The sequence below is a fragment of the Bacillus sp. ISL-18 genome (assembly GCF_018613415.1).
GTDB lineage: Bacteria > Bacillota > Bacilli > Bacillales > Cytobacillaceae > Neobacillus.
In genome coordinates this window covers 201,972-224,158 of sequence record NZ_JAGGQG010000019.1, presented here as the reverse complement: position 1 = coordinate 224,158, position 22,187 = coordinate 201,972, and the positions used below count along the sequence as shown (strand labels likewise).

At 38.3% G+C, this 22,187-nt stretch carries 19 protein-coding genes and 2 riboswitches; of the genes, 11 read left to right on the top strand and 8 right to left on the bottom strand.

Going from position 1 to position 22,187, the window contains the following annotated elements; all coding sequences use genetic code 11:
• Positions 1-31: 31 nt before the first annotated feature.
• Positions 32-134: riboswitch (guanidine-I (ykkC/yxkD leader) on the bottom strand.
• Positions 135-237: 103 nt separating this feature from the next.
• Together J7E81_RS24250 and J7E81_RS24245 are read right to left on the bottom strand one after the other, a co-directional pair.
• Positions 238-1,590, bottom strand: coding sequence for an APC family permease (locus J7E81_RS24250; protein WP_215046333.1), 1,353 nt, complete (start codon positions 1,588-1,590; stop codon positions 238-240).
• A gap of 64 nt (positions 1,591-1,654) precedes the next feature.
• Positions 1,655-1,768: riboswitch (guanidine-I (ykkC/yxkD leader) on the bottom strand.
• Positions 1,769-1,993: 225 nt separating this feature from the next.
• The gene (locus tag J7E81_RS24245; RefSeq protein ID WP_215046331.1) at positions 1,994-3,289 is read right to left on the bottom strand and encodes a M14 family zinc carboxypeptidase; all 1,296 of its coding nucleotides are present in this window, start codon (positions 3,287-3,289) and stop codon (positions 1,994-1,996) included.
• 611 nt (positions 3,290-3,900) lie between these two features.
• On the opposite strand from J7E81_RS24245, the gene J7E81_RS24240 reads away from it, so the two are divergent.
• The 6 genes from J7E81_RS24240 (at position 3,901) to J7E81_RS24215 (ending at position 10,389) form a co-directional block, all read left to right on the top strand.
• Entirely contained in the window at positions 3,901-4,938 is a 1,038-nt protein-coding gene (locus J7E81_RS24240) for a Bug family tripartite tricarboxylate transporter substrate binding protein (protein ID WP_215046329.1), read from the top strand.
• A gap of 53 nt (positions 4,939-4,991) precedes the next feature.
• Positions 4,992-5,444, top strand: coding sequence for a tripartite tricarboxylate transporter TctB family protein (locus J7E81_RS24235; RefSeq protein WP_215046327.1), 453 nt, complete (start codon positions 4,992-4,994; stop codon positions 5,442-5,444).
• 32 nt (positions 5,445-5,476) lie between these two features.
• Positions 5,477-7,003 (top strand): tripartite tricarboxylate transporter permease, encoded by a 1,527-nt coding sequence (locus J7E81_RS24230; protein ID WP_215046325.1) that lies wholly within the window; start codon positions 5,477-5,479, stop codon positions 7,001-7,003.
• Positions 7,004-7,074: 71 nt separating this feature from the next.
• A complete protein-coding gene (locus tag J7E81_RS24225) occupies positions 7,075-8,700 on the top strand; it encodes an ATP-binding protein (RefSeq protein ID WP_215046323.1) in 1,626 nt (541 codons plus the stop codon).
• Complete coding sequence (locus J7E81_RS24220) at positions 8,663-9,367, top strand: response regulator (RefSeq protein WP_215046322.1); 705 nt, start codon at positions 8,663-8,665, stop codon at positions 9,365-9,367. Before J7E81_RS24225 ends, J7E81_RS24220 begins: the two co-directional genes overlap by 38 nt.
• 254 nt (positions 9,368-9,621) lie before the next feature.
• Positions 9,622-10,389 carry a GGDEF domain-containing protein gene (locus tag J7E81_RS24215; protein WP_215046320.1) on the top strand — a complete coding sequence of 256 codons (768 nt, stop codon included), beginning with the start codon at positions 9,622-9,624 and terminating at the stop codon, positions 10,387-10,389.
• A gap of 77 nt (positions 10,390-10,466) precedes the next feature.
• Here the strand turns inward: J7E81_RS24215 and J7E81_RS24210 are convergent, their stop codons facing one another.
• Together J7E81_RS24210 and J7E81_RS24205 are read right to left on the bottom strand one after the other, a co-directional pair.
• Entirely contained in the window at positions 10,467-10,640 is a 174-nt protein-coding gene (locus tag J7E81_RS24210; RefSeq protein WP_215046318.1) for a hypothetical protein, read from the bottom strand.
• Positions 10,641-10,688: 48 nt separating this feature from the next.
• Positions 10,689-11,201: a DUF3231 family protein gene (locus J7E81_RS24205; protein WP_215046316.1), complete on the bottom strand. Its 513-nt coding sequence runs from the start codon at positions 11,199-11,201 to the stop codon at positions 10,689-10,691.
• Between the two features lie 265 nt (positions 11,202-11,466).
• Here J7E81_RS24205 and ltaS point away from each other — a divergent pair, with 265 nt between their 5' ends.
• A complete protein-coding gene (ltaS, locus tag J7E81_RS24200; RefSeq protein WP_215046314.1) occupies positions 11,467-13,422 on the top strand; it encodes a lipoteichoic acid synthase in 1,956 nt (651 codons plus the stop codon).
• Between the two features lie 50 nt (positions 13,423-13,472).
• Here ltaS and J7E81_RS24195 read toward each other — a convergent pair whose 3' ends face one another.
• The 3 genes from J7E81_RS24195 to J7E81_RS24185 all read right to left on the bottom strand — a co-directional run bounded on the left by J7E81_RS24195 (position 13,473) and on the right by J7E81_RS24185 (position 14,779).
• Positions 13,473-13,904: a spore coat protein gene (locus J7E81_RS24195; protein WP_215046313.1), complete on the bottom strand. Its 432-nt coding sequence runs from the start codon at positions 13,902-13,904 to the stop codon at positions 13,473-13,475.
• 27 nt (positions 13,905-13,931) lie between these two features.
• Positions 13,932-14,426 (bottom strand): spore coat protein, encoded by a 495-nt coding sequence (locus J7E81_RS24190; protein WP_215046311.1) that lies wholly within the window; start codon positions 14,424-14,426, stop codon positions 13,932-13,934.
• 137 nt (positions 14,427-14,563) lie between these two features.
• Positions 14,564-14,779, bottom strand: a complete 216-nt coding sequence (locus J7E81_RS24185; RefSeq protein WP_215046309.1) for a spore coat protein — start codon at positions 14,777-14,779, stop codon at positions 14,564-14,566.
• Positions 14,780-14,953: 174 nt separating this feature from the next.
• Between J7E81_RS24185 and J7E81_RS24180 the strand changes: the two genes are divergently transcribed.
• The 3 genes from J7E81_RS24180 (at position 14,954) to J7E81_RS24170 (ending at position 20,085) form a co-directional block, all read left to right on the top strand.
• Positions 14,954-16,981, top strand: a complete 2,028-nt coding sequence (locus J7E81_RS24180) for a YhgE/Pip domain-containing protein (RefSeq protein ID WP_215046307.1) — start codon at positions 14,954-14,956, stop codon at positions 16,979-16,981.
• 174 nt (positions 16,982-17,155) lie between these two features.
• Positions 17,156-19,033, top strand: coding sequence for a molecular chaperone HtpG (gene htpG, locus J7E81_RS24175; protein WP_215046305.1), 1,878 nt, complete (start codon positions 17,156-17,158; stop codon positions 19,031-19,033).
• Between the two features lie 167 nt (positions 19,034-19,200).
• Positions 19,201-20,085 (top strand): YitT family protein, encoded by an 885-nt coding sequence (locus tag J7E81_RS24170; protein WP_215046303.1) that lies wholly within the window; start codon positions 19,201-19,203, stop codon positions 20,083-20,085.
• 61 nt (positions 20,086-20,146) lie between these two features.
• Here J7E81_RS24170 and J7E81_RS24165 read toward each other — a convergent pair whose 3' ends face one another.
• On the bottom strand, positions 20,147-21,379 hold the full coding sequence (locus tag J7E81_RS24165; protein ID WP_215046301.1) for an MFS transporter: 1,233 nt from the start codon (positions 21,377-21,379) through the stop codon (positions 20,147-20,149).
• Between the two features lie 176 nt (positions 21,380-21,555).
• Between J7E81_RS24165 and J7E81_RS24160 the strand changes: the two genes are divergently transcribed.
• Positions 21,556-21,984, top strand: a complete 429-nt coding sequence (locus J7E81_RS24160) for a MarR family winged helix-turn-helix transcriptional regulator (RefSeq protein ID WP_215046300.1) — start codon at positions 21,556-21,558, stop codon at positions 21,982-21,984.
• Positions 21,985-22,187: the final 203 nt, after the last annotated feature.

Below are 22,187 nucleotides of genomic sequence, written 5' to 3'. Positions count from 1 at the left end.
TAAAAAAAGGATAAAAACCATGGGGAGATGAATCTCCCAGGCTTTTATCCTTCCGTGTATACAGCTTAACTGTACGCTCTCTCTCGGACCAGTCTTTAAAGTTAACTTTAAACGGAACCCTAGACAGCTTTTTGTTTCCAACTTTTTGTGGAAACCTTTATTTAAGATGAATTTAGTATATCGTTTGGCTGTGGGATTCAACAACATTCATGTTACATTTTCTAACATGGTTTTTTATTAGTCAGCTATTTGTTTAACCTTTGAAATGGAGTATTTTCTTTCCTTAGCCACTTCCCATTTTGATTTAACAATTAGGTAAACAAACCCAACAGCTACCCAAATCAATCCAATCATAAGGGTGGTTTTATCAAGCAACGTAAGCAGCCAACCGATAAAACCAGCACCAATGAGAGGGAAGACTAAGTACAAAAATGTTTCTTTTGGTGACCTTCTTTTCTGCTTGATATAGTAATGAAAGATAACTGAGAGATTAACGAAGGTAAACGCAGTTAGTGCGCCAAAACTTACAAATAACACAGCTGAATCAAGGTTAATAAACACAGCTGAAAGGGAAATGATCGAAACAAACACTATGTTGGAAACAGGTGTTTTATATTTTGGATGAATCGTCGTAAATAATTTTTTTGGTAAAATCGATTCACGGCCTAGAGCAAAAAGGAAGCGGCTGACACTTGTTACGGAAGAGACACCCTGTGTAAAAGTCGCTACGATTAGTACCATGATAAAGAGCGAGCTTAACAAGTTGCCGCCAACGAGCTGAACAAGGCTGTATGCGGCATTATCTGGATTGGTAAACGTGAAATTTGGAAAGGCAATTTGTGATAAATAAGATATGGCTAGATACATAATGACGGCAATGACGACAATCAGGTAAATCGCTTTAGGTATCGTTTTCTTTGCATTAATTGTCTCTTCTGCCATTGTTGTCACAGCGTCAAAGCCGAGGAAACAAAAACAGATGAGCGCAGCGCCCGATAGAACTCCGCCAACAGAAATATGATCGTTAAAAAATGGGGCTAAAGAGAGGATAGAGTTAGAATCAGTCTGGCCAGTAAGAATATCTTTCGCTACTAAAATACAAAAGAGAATGATAAAGGCAATTTGGAAAAGGACCGACAAGCCGCTAACACGTGCAGCTGATTTAATACCAACAATGTTAACAATGGCTAGGACAACGTTCATCACGATAATCCATACAAAAACAGGAATAGAAGGGAATTCCGTATTCATAAAAATCCCGAAAGTCAGAATCGCAATAATTGGTGAGAAAATATAATCTAATAAAAGGGCCCATCCAACCAAATATCCAGCAATGGGGTGGACTGCTTTTTTCGTATAGATATAAGCAGAACCAGAAATGGGATAGGCCTTGACCATTTGACTATAGCTATAGGCAGTAAAGAAAATTGCAATAAATGCTGTTACATAGGCAGCAGCGAGCATTCCTCCGGCAGCCTCGAAGGCAACTCCATAGACAGTGAAATAGATCATTGGTGTCATCCAGGCCAGCCCCATAAAGACAACTTGGTGAAGTTTCAGCGATTTTACAAGTGTTGGTTTTCCATTCATTTTCATCCATCCTTTTCCGTTGTGGTTGGAAAAGAAAAAGCCCGGGAGAATTTTATAAATAAAATTCTCCCGGGCTTTTATCCCTCCGTGTATACAGATAACTGTACGCTCCCTCTCGGACCAGTCCTTAAAGGAGTCTTTCAAGACCTCTTTAAACGGAACCCTAGAGAGCAATTTTTGTTCCTCTTTTAAAAGTAGAGAAACCTTTATTTGGTTGTACGTTGAAGTATATAGGAGAAAAATAAGGATTTCATTGAATGTGTTAGGTTTCCTTACACAAAAAGTAAAAAACTTTGGGGGTGATAAGATATTCCTCCCGTTCTCGAAATGGAGAGTCATCAATAGGTTTTTAAAAAAGTAAAAGGGATGAGCTTAAAAAAGCCCATCCCTTGTATCATTATTTTTATTTATTCCCGCCTGCGTTTACTGGCAATGAATAATCTGGGATTGCATCATAAACTGCCGGATCTACGTTCTCAATTGAACCATCTGCTAAACTATTAAGAACAGCCATAACCGGTACTTTTGCTGTTTCCTTTAACATCCCATTTTGCTTTTGACCCAATGTTTGGGTTTGTCCCTTTATTTCAATCAACATGGTGGCAGTTCCATTTAATTGAATGGCGCCTAATCCTGATCCTGGATAGTTAACCTGAGGATATTTTTGAATCGCCCCGTAAGAGGAATTTCCCCGCTGTAAGGATTCATAGGCAACTGCATTTACCTTTTTGCTAAATGTTTCTACATCTCTATCCACTTTATACGTCCTTCCACTGAAAGGATCTACGTATGGTTTAGTTGTAAATAGAGCTAAAAGCTGAATAGAGACGGAACGATTGTCTTCTTCTGATAATTGGTTAAAACCGCGGTGGTGAAGGTCAATCGCCACATCCGGATTAAATTGTTTTACTAATGATGTTAAGGCACGTGTTTCAGGCGAAAAGACAAATGATGCTTGTGAACCATTGTTCGTGCTAGTGCTATTTAAGAGATTGGCAACTTTTTGTGGATCCTTTTTAATTTCGTCGTTTATATTAAAGTCGTAATTTGGATTGAAATCACGATTCAGGTCAAAACCAGGGATTCCGTATACGACTTTTCCCTCATTATTTTGCGCCCGTTCACTGCCTTCAGCATTGTAATACCAAGGAGCGGTAGTGCCGGCTGGCAGTCCTAATTCTTCTGGATTCCAAGTTTGGTGCGAGTATCTAACAGGGAATGGCTTGCCTTCGTATTGATTTGCTGTACCGTCCGGATTGACTCGAGGGACGAACCAAACATTTACCTTGTCCAATATATTAGCAGCCTCTTTGCCTCCAGCTGATAGTTTTTGGATTAACTCGACAGCAGCTTCAGTACCAAGCGGTTCGTTGCCATGAATTTGCGTATACACTAGTACACGTTTTTTGTTTGGATTATTATCGCCTAGTTTCGCAACATAAAGGGGATAGCCATCATTGGATGTGCCAAATTGTTCCAACTTCATTTTTCCATTAGAGGCTTGTTCCAATTGTTTCAATTTTGCTTCTAATTGTTCATTCGACATAAAACTTTCAAAGGAAAGGTTCTGTTGGTCCTGTACCCATGGTCCATTTGGCGTTGTGGATGGCTCTGCAAAAACTGCCGTGGTGCCACATCCAAGTGTAGCAGCTAGAATGCCGGTTGATAGTATGTATCCGAATACTTTTTTCTTTTTCATCACTTATTCCCTCCAAGTGTTATTTAATCAAAGAAATACTAACATACTTCGTTTACCTAATAAACTATCAATTAAAAAAATTTCGAAAATTAGTAATATACTACTAATGTTAAGTAAAATAATTGATTTAACTAGAACCAAATAACTAGATGAAATATTTGTAGAATTTTCAAATAAATTGGTGATGAAAAGAAGGTTAGACTCATTGGAGATACGGGAAGAACATAAATATGAATAATTGTTATATCAAACCATTGGATTGATTAAATAAATGTTGAACTATTATCTGAAGGGGGAGTTTCAGTTGAAAATTAATAAACCTGAATGGCTTTCACTTAGTAAGGATATAAAGGTGAAACTTATCCGCTTAGCAATCTTAGAAAATACATCTAAATATCTCTTAAAACAGGGACGATAGAATATAGCAAGATTGACAAAAAGTAAACAATAAAAAGAGGACCACTAGAGACAAAACTAGTGGTATTCTTTTTGGTTTCATGAAGTTTATGAACAAAATGGTGATTAAGTTTTTAATGTGACTTAAATATACAATATTTAAAACACTCGTAAATTTTGTAAAATTAAGAAAACGTTTACAAGGGGGAAGTAAAATGTTTTCTTTTAAAAAAATCTCAACAGTGATGTGTGCAGGTGCTTTGGCATTAAGTTTGGGGGCTTGCAGCAGTAGTAAGGAATCAGCAGGAACGAATTCAGGTAAAAAAGAGGAAAGTACAGGCTATCCTACAAAAGCGATTACCGTAGTGGCTCCATCTGGGGCAGGGGGAGGATGGGATTTAACGGCCCGTTCATTTACAAAGGTTTTAGGTGAGACAAAACTAGTCAACCAGCCAATGACGGTAGAGAATAAGCCAGGCGGCGGAGGCGCTGTCTTTATGGCCGAATACGCAACAGAGCAAGCTGAAAATAATGACATGCTGTTTGTGAGTTCACCTCCCATTATTATCAACAATCTAAAAAAGGAAGGGAACAGTCCATATGGTTACAAAAATACAACTCCACTCGCACAGCTAACCAAAGATTATGGGGCAATCGTGGTCAAAAAGGATTCCAAATTTAAGGATTTAAAATCAGTGTTAGAAGAAGTAAAGAAAAATCCAACAAAATTAACGTTTGCTGGCGGTTCTGCTCCAGGTTCGATGGACCATTTAATTTCTATCCTTCCTGCTTATAAATTTGGAGTAGATCCAACCAAAATAAAGTATGTCTCTTACGATGGCGGCGGGGAAGCGATTACGGCCCTGCTTGGTGGTAATGCCGATGTTATTGGTACCGATGCGTCGAGTGTAAAGGAGTTTTTAAAAGCAGGAAAAGTAAGGGTTCTGGCCATTACAGCTTCAGAACGATTAGCTGGCGATTTTAAGGATGTTCCAACCGCAAAAGAACAAGGAGTTGATGCCGAGTTTACCATTTGGCGCGGGATTTTTGGTCCTGAAAAAATGTCTAAGGAAGCTTTCGGCTATTGGGAAAAAACCATTGATAAATTAGTTCAATCTCCTGAATGGAAAAAAGAAGTTGAGACACAGGGCTGGGAATTAGAATACAAAAACGGTTCAGACTTCAAAAAATTCTTAGGAGAACAAGATCAGCAGGTCCAACAATTATTAACTGCCTTGGGGATGCAGAAGTAAGCAGAAAGGGGAGGGGGTAAATCTCCTCCTTATTTTTATAGGGGGTGACTCATGTGGAGATAAAATTTGATCGCTTTGCATCTATCTTATTTTTAACTGTCGGTGTTCTGTTTATAATTGGGAGCAAACATATTTCGAGCTCTTCCTATGGAAGTGTCGTCGGCCCTGATATTTTTCCATTTGTCCTCGGAATTATTCTAGTTTTACTTAGTATCCGATTATTCTATGAAACATTCATTAACAAGTATGGCCATAGCAAGAAAGAGGAATTGCAGTACAAGCCTTTCGTCATTATTATTATTGCTACGTTGGTTTATATCTTAACCCTTGAATCGGTCGGATATGTCATTACCACCTTTCTCTTTCTAGTGGTTTGTTTCCAAGCCATGGAGAGAAAAAAACTACTTTCTTCTATTATAATTGCGGCTGCTTTCTCAGGAATCGTCTATTTCTTATTTGTAGATGTTTTAAAGGGAACGCTTCCAGGCTGGCCAATTTGGTTTTAGATAAGACTTGAATCATTAGAAGGGGTGCAAAGATGAGTACACTCGATTATTTATTGCAAGGATTTGGAACAGCACTTGTTTGGTATAATATCCTATTTGCTTTTGTTGGTGTGTTAATTGGTACCGCTGTTGGGGTGCTCCCAGGAATTGGACCGATGAGCGGGGTAGCATTACTTATTCCCGTCACAGCCTCCATCACAGGTGGTCTCCCGCCGGAACAGGCAGCTACCAGTGCAATTATTCTATTAGCAGGCGTCTATTATGGGGCGATGTATGGCGGTTCAACCACTTCTATTCTCTTAAATACCCCCGGTGAGTCTTCCTCAGTGGTTACTACTCTCGATGGGTATCAAATGGCTAAGAAAGGAAGAGCAGGAAGCGCCCTATCGATTGCAGCTATCGGCTCGTTTGTGGCAGGGATAGTTACATTAGTTGCTTTGATTGCGTTGGCAAAACCGTTATCCGCAGTGGCCCTCAAATTCGGTCCTGCCGAATATTTTTCATTAATGCTCTTGGGCCTTGGCGCAGTAAGCGGTCTTGCTGGAAAATCAGTTACCAAGGCATTAATCATGACAGTATGCGGCTTATTGCTTGGGACAATCGGAATTGATACAGTTTCTGGAATTTCCCGATTTACCTTTGACATTCCCTGGCTCTTTCAAGGGATTGAATTCCTAACCATTGCCGTAGGATTGTTTGCACTTGGCGAGGTATTTAAGACCATTTTAGAAAAAGAAGACGAAGATGGCGAGGTTGCTAGAATAACTAATTTACTTCCATCCAAAGAAGAATTTAAGGAGTCAGCAGGTCCGATTGCCCGCGGTTCAATCTTAGGTTTCTTTGTTGGTATTTTACCAGGCGCCGGTGCAACACTTGCCTCGTTTTTCTCTTATTTACTAGAGAAAAAAATTTCGAAAAACCCTTCCAAATTTGGTACGGGTGCGATTGCCGGGGTAGCTGCACCGGAATCAGCCAATAACGCAGCCTCTGGCGGTGCAATGATTCCGTTACTGACGCTTGGGATCCCTGGTTCCGGTACAACAGCCATTTTAATGGGTGCATTAATGATGTATAATGTTCAGCCAGGTCCATTATTATTTGAAGACCATCCACAGGTAGCTTGGGGATTAATTGCCAGTATGTTTATTGGAAATATCATGCTCCTCATCCTCAATTTGCCGCTTGTGAAAGTATTTGCGAAAATCATTGAAACACCTAAGAAATATTTAATTCCAATGATTATCGCCGTGTCTATTTTTGGTGTGTATGCAGTTCAAGTTTCAACCAATGATCTGTTGCTTTTACTCGGGTGCGGGATTTTTGGATATTTCCTCAGTAAACATGATTACCCGATTGCACCGCTTGTTCTTGGTCTCGTCTTGGGACCAATGGTGGAGAATAATTTACGAAGAGCCTTAACGATCTCAAACGGGGATTATGGTGTCTTCTTTACTCGTCCAATTTCGCTTGTCTTTCTACTAATTACCGCTCTTTGGTTAGTAATACCGTTTATAATGAAGCGGAGAGGAAAGGAAGTTATTATTAATGTGGAAGGGTAAATTTTTTAAATAGTTTAAAAACTCCTTTTAATAAGGAGTTTTTTTTATATAATGGAGTTAGAGGTGTATGCATGCGTTTACATACGAAATTAATGCTTGGAATATCTATATTAATTATTATCATGGGGACGATTATCGAATTTTCCTTTAAAAATATTATGGAGTCCAATCTTAAGCATGAGATTGGCACGAAGGCCTTATCCGTTGCGCAAACCATCGCAAATATGCCGGATATCCAGACTGCATTTCAAACGAATGATCCTTCGGCACTCATCCAGCCGATCGCTGAAAAAATTCGAAAACAGGTTGGAGCCGAGTTTATCGTGGTTGGGAACCGCAACGAAATCCGGTATTCCCACCCCAATCCAAACAGAATCGGCCAAAAAATGGTTGGCGGTGATAATGGCCGTGTCTTTAAAGGGAAATCGGTAATCTCAGAATCGACCGGTACACTGGGACCTTCACTAAGAGGCAAAGCGCCTATTATTAGTGGAGGAACGGTAATTGGAGTAGTTTCAGTTGGATATCTTCAGACAGAAATTCAAAAAGAAGTAGCAAAAATACAGCGAAAAATCTTTGTTACCACCTTAATCATCTTAATTGGGAGTCTGATTGCAGCCATACTAATCTCGTTAAATATCAAAAGGGCGATTTTTGGGTTAGAACCGAGAGAGATTGCCTGGATGTACCAGGAAAAACATGCCATCCTCGAGTCTATTCATGAAGGAATCATTGCCATCGATACGGTTGGGCGAATTACGGTGGTAAATGAAACGGCTCATACCATTTTAGGTGTACCGAATGAAGTCCTTTTACGTGGCAAACGAATTGAAACAGTCCTTGAAAATACCCAACTGTATGAAGTGGTTCAATCTGGACAGGCGGAATATGACCAAGAAATTCTCATTAACGGTGATGTATATTTCGCCAACCGCATTCCCATTTTTGATAAAAAACGAGAGGTAATCGGTGCGGTTGCAAGCTTCCGTAATAAGTCAGAGCTGGCTAATTTATTAAAGGAATTATCTCATATTAAAGCATATGCAGAGGGATTGCGGGCCCAAACGCATGAATACTCGAACAGACTTTACACATTGCTGGGCCTCATTCAGCTTGGCTCTTATAAAGAAGCAATTGATTTTATCTCAAAAGAAGTAGATGTAGCGCAAGGTTTTATCCAATTTTTAATGAAAGAGATACCTGATCCGATTATCGCGGGATTTATTTTAGGGAAGGTTAGTCTCGCCAGCGAATTGAAAATTGGCCTTTCCATTGATCGCGGCAGCAGTTTTAAAGATGTACCTGTTGAAATTAGTCGAGATAGGTTAGTAACGATTATCGGCAATTTAATCAACAATGCTTTTGAGGCAGTAAGGGAGAGCCAAAAAGATCAAAAAAAAGTCACACTCTTTTTAACGGATCTTGGCAAGGAATTAATTATTGAGGTGGAAGATAATGGAGTTGGCATAGACCCTAAAGTTCAGGATTACATCTTTAAACCGGGTTTTTCTACCAAAAAGACAAACAGTAATTCCGGTATCGGTCTCAGCTTGGCACAAACGGCCATTCATGACTTAGGCGGCTATCTGACATTTTCATCAACGAAAGGGGAAGGGACCATTTTCACGGCAGCCATACCAAAGTGCAGGGGGATGTTACATGAAGGGGAACAAAGATATCGAAGTGTTAATAGTTGAAGATGACTTGAGAATTGCAGAAATCCAGAAACGATTTCTTGATCTGATAGAGGGCTTTCAACCCGTTGGAATTGCGGTTAGCTATGAAGAGGCTAAAACGTTAATAGAAGTTCTGCAGCCAGATTTAATCCTCCTTGATGTGTATTTTCCTGATATGAACGGATTAGACTTATTAAAAGAAACAAAGCTCCAAATGAAACAAATGGATGTTATCATGATTACAGCGGCTAAAGAGATTGATAAGGTCCAATCGGCCATTCGGTTAGGTGTGTTTGATTACATTATTAAACCGGTGATTTTTGAACGATTTAAACAGTCTTTGCAACGATATCAGGAATATCACGCCAAATTTTTAAAACTAACCAAGGAGAATTCCTATATCTCACAGCAGGAGGTTGACAAACTGTTTTGGAAAGAGAATGATAACACCACAAATGAAAGGGCTTACCTTCCTAAGGGAATCGATCCTCTAACACTTGAAAAAGTTATCGAAGTCCTTGGAAAAGTAACCACCGGACTTACAGCAGAAACTGTTGCAAAAGAGGTAGGCGTTAGTCGAACTACCGCAAGAAGGTATCTCGAACATTTAGTATCAATTGAAAAAATTGAAGCTGATTTGTCCTATGGAACAGTTGGCAGACCCGAACGGGTTTATTTATTACAATAAAACGCATGAGTTTTTGGTGTAATTTCATAGGTAAAACGTTCATTCCGACACTGGGATGGACTTTTTATTTTACCTATACCATCCAGAAGGAATAAATCTACAAATAGTTAGAAAAGTTAAAGTTAATTAAAAATAATGATTACCTATATCTTAATATTTTGTTAGTATATTATTATTATTATTATTTATTATGGACGATTCATAACTTCTAATGATGAAAGCACTAAAGTAGATGGAGAGAGGACCAATCCAGTATGAGCAAGGATAAAATTTATATCATCATCTTATTTTTAGTATCACTGTTAGGCTCATTACTCCCAAAGAGTCACTTCTTCGGTGAAACGTTTTTTTTCAAAGCACTACTCATCTACTGGTTCTTTACGGTCCTTTCTTTCCATTTACGAACAATTAGTAAAAAAGGGAATGTTACGATTGATTATGGGCTCAATTACAGTCTATCGTTTATTTTAATATTCGGTCCAGCAGGTTTATTAGTATATGAATCCCTTTTTCGGATTGCAGCCTATTTTTATAAAAAAGTAACAAAAACGGATGACCCTGAGGAGTTTCTCCACATCTTTTATAACATCGGTTCTTTTGTCCTGCAAAATACGATCACCTTTTTTGATAATTTTAAAAGAATAAATGATAACTTTAATCATGCCGTTGGGGACCAAGTCATTATCCATTTTGCCAAAAAACTTCAAACCTATCTTGGGAAGAATGATTTCTTATTTAGGAGTGGCGGCGAAGAGTTCACTATGTTTATTCGAAATAAAGATTATGAGGAAACAACCTTATTGTTAGACCAAATTCTTACGCACATTGAAAATTGCACTTTAAACTTAGAGTACAAAGGTGAAACGATACAGGTTCAATATACTTCTTCTATGGGTCTTTATTTTTTTAAATTAAATGAGAGACTATCAATAGAAAAAGGATATATCCAGGCTGACCAATTAATGCTTGAATCTAAAATGACTGGCCGAAATAGATTAACAGCACAGAAAGCACCAATCTAAACATAAAGGGACAGTAACATAATACTGTCCTTTTATGTTTAATAAAGGCTCTTTCTTGTAAACTTTGTTGCTTTTGATTACATATTTGTATTGTCGGTTTGATTTTTTAATTCGTCTTTAGCGATTTGCTCCATACTGTTTCCACCATAATCTGGAACATTCCCTGCGTGCTCACGGTGATATTCAGAACCAGATCCTTGGGGACTTTCTATTGCATTATTATTTGGCTGCTTAGAGTCCTGTGTAGACATTAAAATCCCTCCAATGTGGATGATGAAAAGAGCTTGAAATGCGCTCTCTTAACAGTCGTGATGTTTAGTAAGATGAAGCGGTGGTGGGATCAGCCAGCCTTTTTCTTTATTTAGGCGTAAAATCTTTGCACCTAGTACTGCTTTTTGAGTATGGAATTGTCCATACATCATGGCAACATCTTCCCTTATGGACATTCCAATGACTTGACTGCAAGCGACTAAACCGGCAGCCGTGTCTGCTGCAAGGGTAGCTGCAATCGCTGGATCCGGAATTCTGGCACCAATTGGAATGTCTTCTAAACAAGCCTCCGGCGGGTCAGGCATAACTGGTGGCAAACCAACTCCATTTTCTTTCAAAAGTTCTTCAATCTGTTTCTTTTGCTGTTCGCCTGTTTCGATTGCTTCAAGAAGTACCTTTTTTAAATCCTCATCACCAGCATGATTTAACATTGTTTTATAACCAGAAATCATATTGTTTCCAGCTAATTGTGAAGCCCAAATATCAAAAACCTCGCCATAATGTAAGGGCTCGTCTTTTGGATTCCCACTTAATATTCCCATCGTTACCCTCCTTAAAGTGTTAGAAAAGTTGTTCAGGACTAGTGCCTCCTTCCTTGAAGTGCACAGAGATAGTTTTCCTACGCACTTCCGAATTCATTCTCTTACCCAGTAGTTTCTTCTGTCCATACCGAAACATTTTTAACTTTTGTTCATGAATTGTTCATATTTACCTGTTAAGATATATGTTAGTGAATTTGGGTACAAACTTCTATTTTATTGTCCAATCTTTTTTGTCATAATATTGCACTATGAGGTGATGTGAAACATGAATAAGTTACTAATTAAGGGTCAAAGTATTTTAAATAAATATGTTGGCTTTTTATTTTTGTCTGTTCTTTTACTATGGTTGAAAACTTATTTAGTCCAGTTAACACAATTTCAATTGGGCATAGAAAATACATTGCAAAAATTTCTTTTGTTTTTTAATCCATTAGGTTCTTCCTTGATTTTTTTAGGAATATCCGCCTTTTTTAAAGGAAGAAAGAAATATATTTCGATGATGGTTATTTATTTCTTATTATCTTTTCTATTATTTGCGAATGTGGTTTTTTACCGATTCTTTAACGACTTTATCACACTGCCTACCCTGACACAGACTCAAAACTTTGGGGACGTGAGTGGAAGTGTGCTTACCTTATTAAAACCATATGACATACTATTCTTTCTGGACTTTATCGTTTTAGTTGCTTTACTTGCATTCAGGCTTGTTAAGATAGAGATGATCGATATTAAGCGTAAAAAGATTTCTGTATTATACTCTTTAGCGCTGATGGTTTCCTGCGTAAACTTATCGCTGGCGGAAATGGATCGCCCACAGTTATTAACTAGAGGATTTGACCGAAATTATATTGTCAAATATCTAGGAATGTATAATTACACGATCTATGATGCAGTGAAGAGCACACATGCATCCGCACAAAGAGTAATGGCTAGCAGTGATGATATTACCGACGTTATTAACTACACAAAGTCTAACTATGCCGAACCAAACCCGGCTTACTTTGCTAAAGGTAAGGGTATGAATGTGATTTACTTACACCTCGAGTCCTTCCAAAACTTTTTGATCAATTATAAGTTAAATGGGGAAGAGGTTACACCGTTTTTAAACTCATTGATCAAAGAGCAAAATACCATGTATTTTGATAACTTTTTTCATCAAACAGGGCAGGGAAAAACATCTGATGCAGAATTTATGCTCGAGAATTCTTTGTTTGGCTTACCAGAGGGATCTGTTTTTACAACAAAAGGGTTAAACACATTCCAAGCTGCACCTGCTATTTTAGGGCAGAATGGCTATACTTCCGCTGTTTTTCATGGTAATTCCGGAAGTTTCTGGAATCGCAATGAAATCTATAAATCGTTTGGTTTTGACAAGTTTTATGATGCCAACTATTATCAGATTAATTCATCCGATGAGGCAGAATATGGTTTAATGGATAAACCATTCTATCAGCAATCCATCCCGTTATTGGAATCATTGCCACAGCCGTTTTATACTAAATTTATTACGGTTGCCAATCACTATCCGTATGCGATGAATCAAAAAGATGCAACGATCGCACCGGGCACAACAGGTGATAAGTCTGTGGATGGATATTTCCAAACGGCTCGATACGCTGACGAGGCATTAAGGCAATTTTTTGATTATCTTAAGAAGTCTGGGCTATATAACAAGTCCATTATTATTATGTATGGTGACCATTATGGAATTTCTGAAAATCATAATAAAGCGATGGCACAAGTACTTGGCAAAGAAGAAATTACACCTTTTGATAGTGCTGGATTACAGCGTGTACCGTTGTTTATCCGTGTTCCTGGCGTGCAGGGCGGGGTAAACCATGAGTATGGCGGTCAAGTTGACCTTCTGCCAACTGTTCTTCATCTTTTAGGTATCGATACAAAAGATAATGTTCAATTTGGTACGGACTTACTGTCTAAACAGCATGATAGTTTAGTGGCATTCCGAAACGGTGATTATGTGAGCCCAACAATATCATCGATTGATGGTAAATATTTTGATTCAGCGACTGGGCTTAAGTTAGAATCGGACAAACTGGTTGAAGCAAAAAAATACAAAGAGATGGTCCAGGAAAAACTTACTTTTTCAGATAAAGTAGTAAATGGCGATTTATTACGTTTCTATACGCCAAAAAACTTTACACCTGTTGACCGTTCAAAATATAATTATAATCTTTCACAAAATGAGGAAACGACTAAATAATAAAAGGCTGCCGATGGGCAGCCTTTTTTGTTTTTGTTTAAACCGTTTAATTAAAGAACATCTAATTTTGCAACAATCGCAACTAGAACTTGAAGTAACGCTTGGATATTCACAGAGACTTGAGTATCTGTTGTCGTCACTTCTACACATTTACTTCCATGAATGATCGTTTTTTGAGAATTACGTTGTTTGGATTTGAAGAATTGTTTGAAATCTTGTGCAACTGCACTGCCTTTTTCTGAATCTCCAATCGTGATACTAATGACAACGGCAATGGCAACCTGAATGGCAGCTTGTAGGGAAACTGCTGCTTGAGTATCGGTTGTGTGAACAGTGACGCCTTCAGAATCTTTTACCACAATCCATTCAAAGGATTCTTGTGTTGTTGAAGTCACTTGGTCTCCTTCTTGTGAAACGTTTGCTTCATTTTCTTTACAATTATCATCGCAGTGATCCAATGCTTTCCATTTATTTTCGCTCATGTTATTTTTTCACCTCTTATTGTTTTTTTATAGAACGTCTAACTTAACCACTAATGAAACAAGTACTTGTAATAGGGCTTGAATATTGACAGATAAGTCTGTATCAGTAGTTGTAATACAGATATCTTTTGAATTTTCGACAATAACTTTTTGCTTGTTTGTCTGTTCTGAATCAAAAACCTGCATTAGATCTTGCAAAACACTTTGCCCTGTTGGAGAATCTCCAATTGTAATTCTAACGACAATCGCAATAGCTAGCTGCAGTCCTACTTGTAAGGAAACAGCTGCTTGTGTATCAGTTGAGTGAACCTTGACGTTGCAAGAATCTTTAATAAAGATTAGCTCATCAGATTCTTGGTCGACAAAAGAGAATTGGCCTGCTTCCTGTGTTACTTCTGCATTACGATGTTTCCTTTCTTGGTCGTCATGCTTGGAGCTGGATTTATACTCTTTTTTCTCGTAGTCACGAGAGCTCTTCTCGCTACGGCTGCTTTTGTGTCTATCCCTGCTGGATGATCCCATTTATAAAACACTCCTTTTGTTAGTTTCGATTTAATATATGAGGTTGTCTCCTGTTATGATTGGACGAGTCCCTAAAAACAGCCTATTTTAAAAAATGGCCTAAAAAAAACGCCATACAGGCGTCTTAATTGGTTCGCTTATTCATCTATTTTCTTTTCGTTTGAGGGGTTTTTAACAAACGAATCCACTTGCTGAGATAAATCTTTGATTAAATCTTTTAACATTTGTTTTTGTTCCTCAGATAAGTTTCCTTTCGCTTTGTCTAAACTGATCCCATTTTTTCGAAAAATATCACTTACAAGTAAATCAATCACCGAATTAGGTATGATTGAATTGTCCGATGAATTACTCACAGAAATGCCCCTTTCATCAAGTATTTTATATCAGCATATGCAGTCACACTCTTTATCACCTGAACGAAATGCCTAAATAGCTCACACAAAAAATATGATTATTCATTTCCCTGAATCTAGTTAAGTAATTAGTGGAAAGCTAAGTGGAGAAAATCTTACTAAAGGCGGGGGACTATGGGGAAAATATGGAGCATCTATAGGACTGATTGGAAAAATATAAGCAAAGTGCCTATTGCGATCCTGTTATTGGGGGCACTTACAATACTGCCTTCCGCCTATGCTTGGATTAATATTAAAGCAATGTGGGACCCATACAGCAATACCTCTGGAATTAAGGTGGCTGTTGCCAATGAAGATGAAGGAGCGGAAATCCAAGGAAAGAAGATTAATGTAGGAAAAGAAATTGTCGAAAATCTAAAAGACAACAAGAAACTTGGCTGGGTATTTGTTCATTACACTACCGCCAAAAAAGGAGTCGAAAAAGGGGATTATTATGCTTATCTCTATATCCCAACCGATTTTTCAAAAAAAATGACCAGCATTCTTGAAATAAATCCGAAAAAGCCACAGATCTTGTTTGGGGTAAATGAAAAAATTAATGCCGTTGCTCCAAAAATTGCGAGTTCTGGAGCATCAAGTATAACCAACCAAATTAGTCAGGCCTTTGTCAAAACAGTAGGGGATGCCATTTTTTCCGGTTTTTATAAAGCAGGAATTGAGTTAGAGAAGGCCTTGCCATCGATTCACAACATGGAGGACCAAATCTTCAAACTAGAACAGGCATTACCGGAAATCGATGCAATGGGAAAGAAAGCGATTGAGTTAGAAGGAAAATTGCCTGAAATTAGAGAAAAAGGGCAAAAAATCATCGAACTGGAGCAAAGAATCCCTGAAATTACCCAAGCAGGCAACAGTATTCTAAAAGTTGAAGCAAATCTTCCGCTCGTCAATGAAGCAAGCGATAAAATATTGGCACTTCAAGACAAATTGACTGATTTGAATCGTGTAAATGGAATTATAACTCAAGTCGAAGCCAATTTATCCGAAATCGAGACAAATATTAATCAAGCAATTGAGCGTACTGCACAAGCTGCCACACAGGCTGAAACTAGTGCTAATACGTCAAAGTTAGCAACTCTTCATGATGATTTAGTAAGCCTTCACACTACCGTGATGCAAGCTCGTGTTGATCTCCAGCAGAAAGTTTCAGAAGGGGAACAAATAATAAACAGCTCCGCCAATTTCATGAAAAATGATCTTCCCACTATTGAAAAAAGGATTCATCAAGCGGCTGATTTTGTACGAAATGATCTGCCTGCTGTGATAAGCGATATTCGGAAGGCCGCAAATCTGATTCGAACAAAGCTCCCGGGGTTGGAAGCGGCTGTCCATAAAGCTGCCGACCTTGCAAGAAATGATTTACCAGGTTTTGAAGCACAGATAAGAAGTACAGCTGATAAACTGCGAAGATTAAAGGGCAGTGTTAATGTGAATGATTTAATTCAATTTTTGAAACATGACCCACATGCAGAAAGTAGCTTTTTGTCGAGCCCTGTTCTGTTAAAAACAAAAAGAATTTTTCCTATTCCAAATTATGGATCGGCGATGACCCCTTTTTATACGATGCTGGCCCTTTGGGTGGGGGCTACCTTTCTCATTGCCTCACTTCGAGTAGATGTAGAAGATGTTCAAAAGTATAAAAGTTATCAGGTTTACTTTGGAAGGCTGCTTACCTTTCAAACAATCGGAATCCTACAAGCTGTTATTGTTTCACTCGGTGATTTATATTTCATTCATACGTATGCAGTTGATAAAGTTTGGTTTGTTCTTCTTAGTGTCTTGATTGGGATTGTGTTTGTTATTATCACGTTTACGTTATGCTCTGTCTTTGGCACGATTGGAAAAGGGTTAGCTATTATCCTTTTGGTGCTGCAAATTTCAAGTTCCGGGGCGACCTTTCCTGTTAGTACCACCTCTGCTTTTTTCCAAATGATTTATCCCTTTATGCCGTTTACGTATGCAGTAAGTATGCTCCGCGAAACAGTCGGAGGAATGGTAGTGGATGTAGTAATAAGGGATATTTCTTATTTGCTTGTCTTTGTCGCAGTCAGTTTTCTGTTAGCATTAGTCTTGAAAAAACCTTTGAGCCAGCGCATTGAAAAGACAGCAGCACGGGCCAGGAGTTCAAAAATTATTCAATAACGGATGTTGAAGTTTAATTTCTTTCCTTTAATTTCGGTTCGACCCAGCATCCATTAGGATGCTATTTTTTATCTTGACAACAAAATAGAAAATATGTTATTAAAATAATGGTTAGCACTCACGAGTTAAGAGTGCTAAAATAGACTATAGATTGTTGATAAAGGAGAGGTCTTGATGGAAACGAAGCAGTTTAAAGCAGAGTCCAAACGATTATTAGACATGATGATCAATTCTATCTACACACACAGGGAGATTTTCTTAAGAGAGTTATTGTCTAATGCAAGCGATGCAATTGATAAAATCTACTATAAGGCCTTAACAGATGATACGTTGACGTTTGACCAAGATAGCTATTACATAAAAGTCACTGCTGATAAGGACAATAGATTATTGAAAATTACTGATACCGGGATAGGGATGACTAAGGAGGAATTCGAAAATAACCTTGGTACAATTGCTAAAAGCGGTTCGTTAGCTTTCAAAAAGGAAAATGAAATTAAAGACGGTTACGATATCATTGGCCAGTTCGGGGTTGGTTTTTATTCAGCTTTTATGGTGGCAGATGAAGTATCAGTGCTAAGTAAGGCATTAGGCAGTGATGAAGCGTACAAGTGGGAATCCAAAGGAGCAGACGGATATACCATCGCACCATGTGAGAAGGATTCAATTGGTACCGAGATTACGTTGAAAATTAAAGAAAATACCGAAGATGAGAATTATGATGAGTATCTTGAAGAGTACCGGTTAAAGTCAATCATCAAAAAGTACTCGGATTTTATCCGCTACCCAATCAAAATGGATGTAACAGAACGCAAGCTTAAAGAGGGCAGTGAAAATGAATTTGAAGAAGTAGTGGAAGAACAAACGATTAACAGCATGGTTCCTATTTGGAAAAAGAATAAGAAGGATTTAACAACAGAAGACTATGAACTTTTTTACACGGAGAAACGATACGGTTTTGATAAGCCGCTTAAACATATTCATATCAGCGTTGATGGTGCGGTAAGATATAACGCTATTTTATATATCCCGGAAAACATTCCATTTGATTATTACACACAGGAATTTGAGAAAGGGTTAGAGTTATATTCCAATGGTGTGTTAATCATGAATAAATGTGCTGATTTACTTCCAGACTATTTTAGTTTCGTGAAGGGTATGGTGGACTCTGAAGATCTATCTTTAAATATCTCCAGAGAAATGCTTCAACATGACCGTCAATTAAAGCTAATTGCCAAAAATATTAATAAGAAAATCAAAAGCGAATTATTGTCGATCTTAAAAAATGAACGTGAAAAGTACGAAGCATTCTTTAAATCATTTGGCAGACAACTAAAATATGGTGTTTACAGTGATTATGGAAGCCATAAAGAAGAACTCCAGGATTTATTAATGTTCTATTCCTCTAAGGAGAAAAAATTGGTCACTATTGACGAATACCTATCTAGAATGCCAGAGGACCAAAAATATATCTATTATGCAACCGGTGAATCGAATGAGCGTATTGATAAACTGCCACAAACGGAATTAGTTGCGGATAAGGGCTATGAAATTCTTTATTTCACGGATGAGATTGATGAGTTTGCGATACGAATGATAATGTCCTATAAAGAAAAAGAGTTTAAATCAGTTTCCAGCGGTGATTTAGGCTTTGAAGCAGATGAAAATCAAGATACGTCTGCAGAGGAACAAGACAACAAAGAGCTATTTGATTTTATGAAAAATGTTCTACATGATAAGGTTAAAGATGTAAAAGTATCGAAACGACTTAAAACTCATCCAGTATGTTTAGCTACTGATGGGGAAGTTTCGATTGAAATGGAAAAAATCTTAAATGCAATGCCTAACAGCCAAAATATTAAAGCAGATAAGATTTTGGAAATTAATGTCCATCACGAGGTGTTTGCATCATTAAAGGATGCCTATGAACAGGATAAGGATAAGGTTACCTTATTTACAAACTTACTATATAATCAAGCATTGCTTATTGAAGGCTTACCGATTGAAGATCCAGTCGAATTTACAAATAATATATGTAAGGTAATGGTATAAGAAAAGGGGGTTGCAGAGGCTGCAATCCCTTTTTCTTTTATGAAAAATATGAACTACGGTTCAAATTTTGTTGAAAATATGATATAATCATATAAAGAACATATTATGGGTTTTCCTACTAGATAAGATGTTCATATGGAAAATTACAATGATTAAGGAGAGGTTTAATGACAGAATTGATAAAGGAAAATTTTCAGCATCGTAAGCTGCCTCTGAGCAGGGTTATTTTTCGAATCATCGCTATTACCATTGGAGCAATTTTAATGGCAACAGGACTAGAAATATTTTTAGTGCCGAACCACGTAATTGATGGGGGGATCACCGGTATCTCCATCATGCTAGCACATCTAACCGGATGGAAATTAGGAATCTTTCTATTTATTTTGAACCTGCCTTTTGTATATCTAGGTTACAAACAAATGGGAAAAACCTTTGCATTTTCAACTGTTTATGGAATTATCGTATTATCCATTTTCACTTCGTTTTTTCATCCCATTCCCCCTTTTACAGAAGATATCCTCTTGGCCACCCTTTTTGGCGGAATGATTTTAGGAATAGGAGTGGGACTTGTCATTCGTAATGGCGGGGCATTAGATGGCACAGAAATCCTAGCTCTTGTTATTAGCAAAAAGGTTCCTTTTTCAGTTGGTCAAATCATCATGTTTATGAATATTTTTATCTTAGGCGCAGCAGGTTTTGTCTTTACCTGGGATCGTGCCATGTATTCGTTATTAGCGTATGTTATTGCTTCGAAAGCAATCGATACGGTTGTACAAGGGCTCGAAGAAACTAAATCGGTCTGGATTATTAGTGACAATGCCGATGAAATCGGAAATGCCGTGAATGACCGGTTAGGACGTGGAGTAACCTACTTAAATGGTGAAGGTGCCTATACAGGAGATGATAAGAAAGTTATTTTCAGTATCATTTCTCGTTTAGAAGAATCAAAACTTACGACCATTGTTGAAGATATTGATCCAACCGCATTTTTAGCGATTGCTGACATTGCGGAAGTTCGCGGGGGCCGTTTTAAGAAGCGGGATATTCATTGACTAATGACAGATTGGAAAAAGAAAAAGGGACTGTCAGAAAGACAGATCCCTTTACGCACGTTTAATGACCTAATTCAACATCATCAACATGGTTAATGTGCTTTTTGTTTAGTAATATGAACAGCACAGAGATGATGACAAAACCTCCGCCAACAATAAAAGGAACAGACGGATTATAAATTTCTGCAAGCTTACCTGCCATAAAGGGGGCAATTGCACCGCCGATAAAGCGGAGGAAGCTGTACGCGGCTGACGCTGTTGAGCGTTGTACAGGAGCGGCATTCATTACTGCAGTAGTAATGAGTGTATTATTATTACCTAATAATGCACCAGCGGCAATAACACAAGTAATTATAACTGCTTGTGAAGATGTCCATGTACCCATCACAAAAAGTAGAATACCGAACATCACTAACATCGCACACATTGATTTAATGGTTCCAAACCTGGCTTGTAATTCGGGAGCCATAAAAACAGAGGTAATCGCAAGTAAGATCCCCCATCCTAGGAATACAAAGCCCAGTCCATGTTCATCCAATCCCATGACAAACGGAGCATAGGCGAGCAGCGTGAAAAAGCCAAAATTATAAAGGGCTGCCGCAATTCCAAAGACTAGTAATGAACGGTGTTTGAGGGCGCGGAATGGGTCAAGAATAGATGTTTTTGCCTGGTTAGATTGTTGATTTTGTTGTGACTTTGGCATTAATATGATTAATCCAATAAATGCTACGACCATTAGGACGGCAACACCGAGAAACGGTCCTCTCCAGGACATTGCCCCTAACCAGCCGCCAAGCAGCGGCCCTACAGAAATACCCAGACCAATTGCCGCTTCATACAAAATAATGGCCTTGGCTGTTCCGCTATTGGATAGCGAGACAATGGCTGCAAGTGCAGTTGCAACGAACAAAGCATTTCCTAATCCCCAACCGCCGCGAAGACTTACGAGGGACCATATTCCGTTTGAAAATCCTCCAAGTGCGGAAAAGACAGCAATGATGACAATGCCGGAAAGCAGGGTCCACTTAATGCCGAGCCTTGAAGAAATCATCCCGGTGATGAGCATAGCGACTGCCATAACCGCATTGTAGCTAGTGAACAGTAAGGTCACTTGACTATGTGTGGCGTGCAATTGTTCTGCAATAGCAGGTAAGATGGGATCGACTAAGCCTAAACCCATGAAAGCAATGATACAGGCGAAAAACACGGCCCATACTGATTTTGGCTGTGTTAATAATGATGGTTGTACCTCTTGTTTTGACGTTGACGCAATCGAGTGCGGTGTGGATGACATTCACATCTCTCCTTTTTAATTGTTTGATATAGTTGTATGATGAAAGTATATGATTGTATTATACAACTATTTTCCTCTACGTCAATGATGTTTTCTGTTGCTGACGAGAAAATAAAATTGAATTATGATTATGATATGATAATGTGTAGGAATATTGAATATTGTGAGGTTATAAAATGAATGAAAATGCCCTAGAAATGATCGAACTTGAATTAGCGATCTTGCTCCGACGAACGACTTCTGATAATAACCATAAGAAAGTTGGGAGTCTTGACCGATCTGCTTACCTGTTACTTCGTCGTATCGTCATGAAAGGGGCAGTCGGCGTAAAGGTGTTATCGGGTGAATTTCAACTGGATATATCAACGGTAAGCAGACAAGCCGCTGCTTTAGAGCAGAAAGGTTATTTATATAAGATACCTGACCCGTTAGATGGAAGAGCATATACGTTTGAAATTACTGAGTTAGGAAAAAAAGTACTTAATGAACATATGCAGGCACGTTTCGAACGCATCACAGAGTTACTTCAAGATTGGCCGGAAGAGGAGTGCCGGGTTTTTGGAGAGCTGCTAAGAAAATTTAACTATTCTTTTTTAGAACGGTAAATTTGTCACCACTGATAGAAAAAGAGGCAACCGATGAGTTGGTTACCTCTTTTTAATTGTGATCGTCGTTAGCTGGAATTCGCCAGTAAGCGTGTGCTATGCGCCAGAGAAATGAGTGAATCGCCAGTAACCGTGTGCTATGCGCCAGAGAAATGAGTGAATCGCCAGTAACCGTGTGCTATGCGCCAGAGAAATGAGTGAAC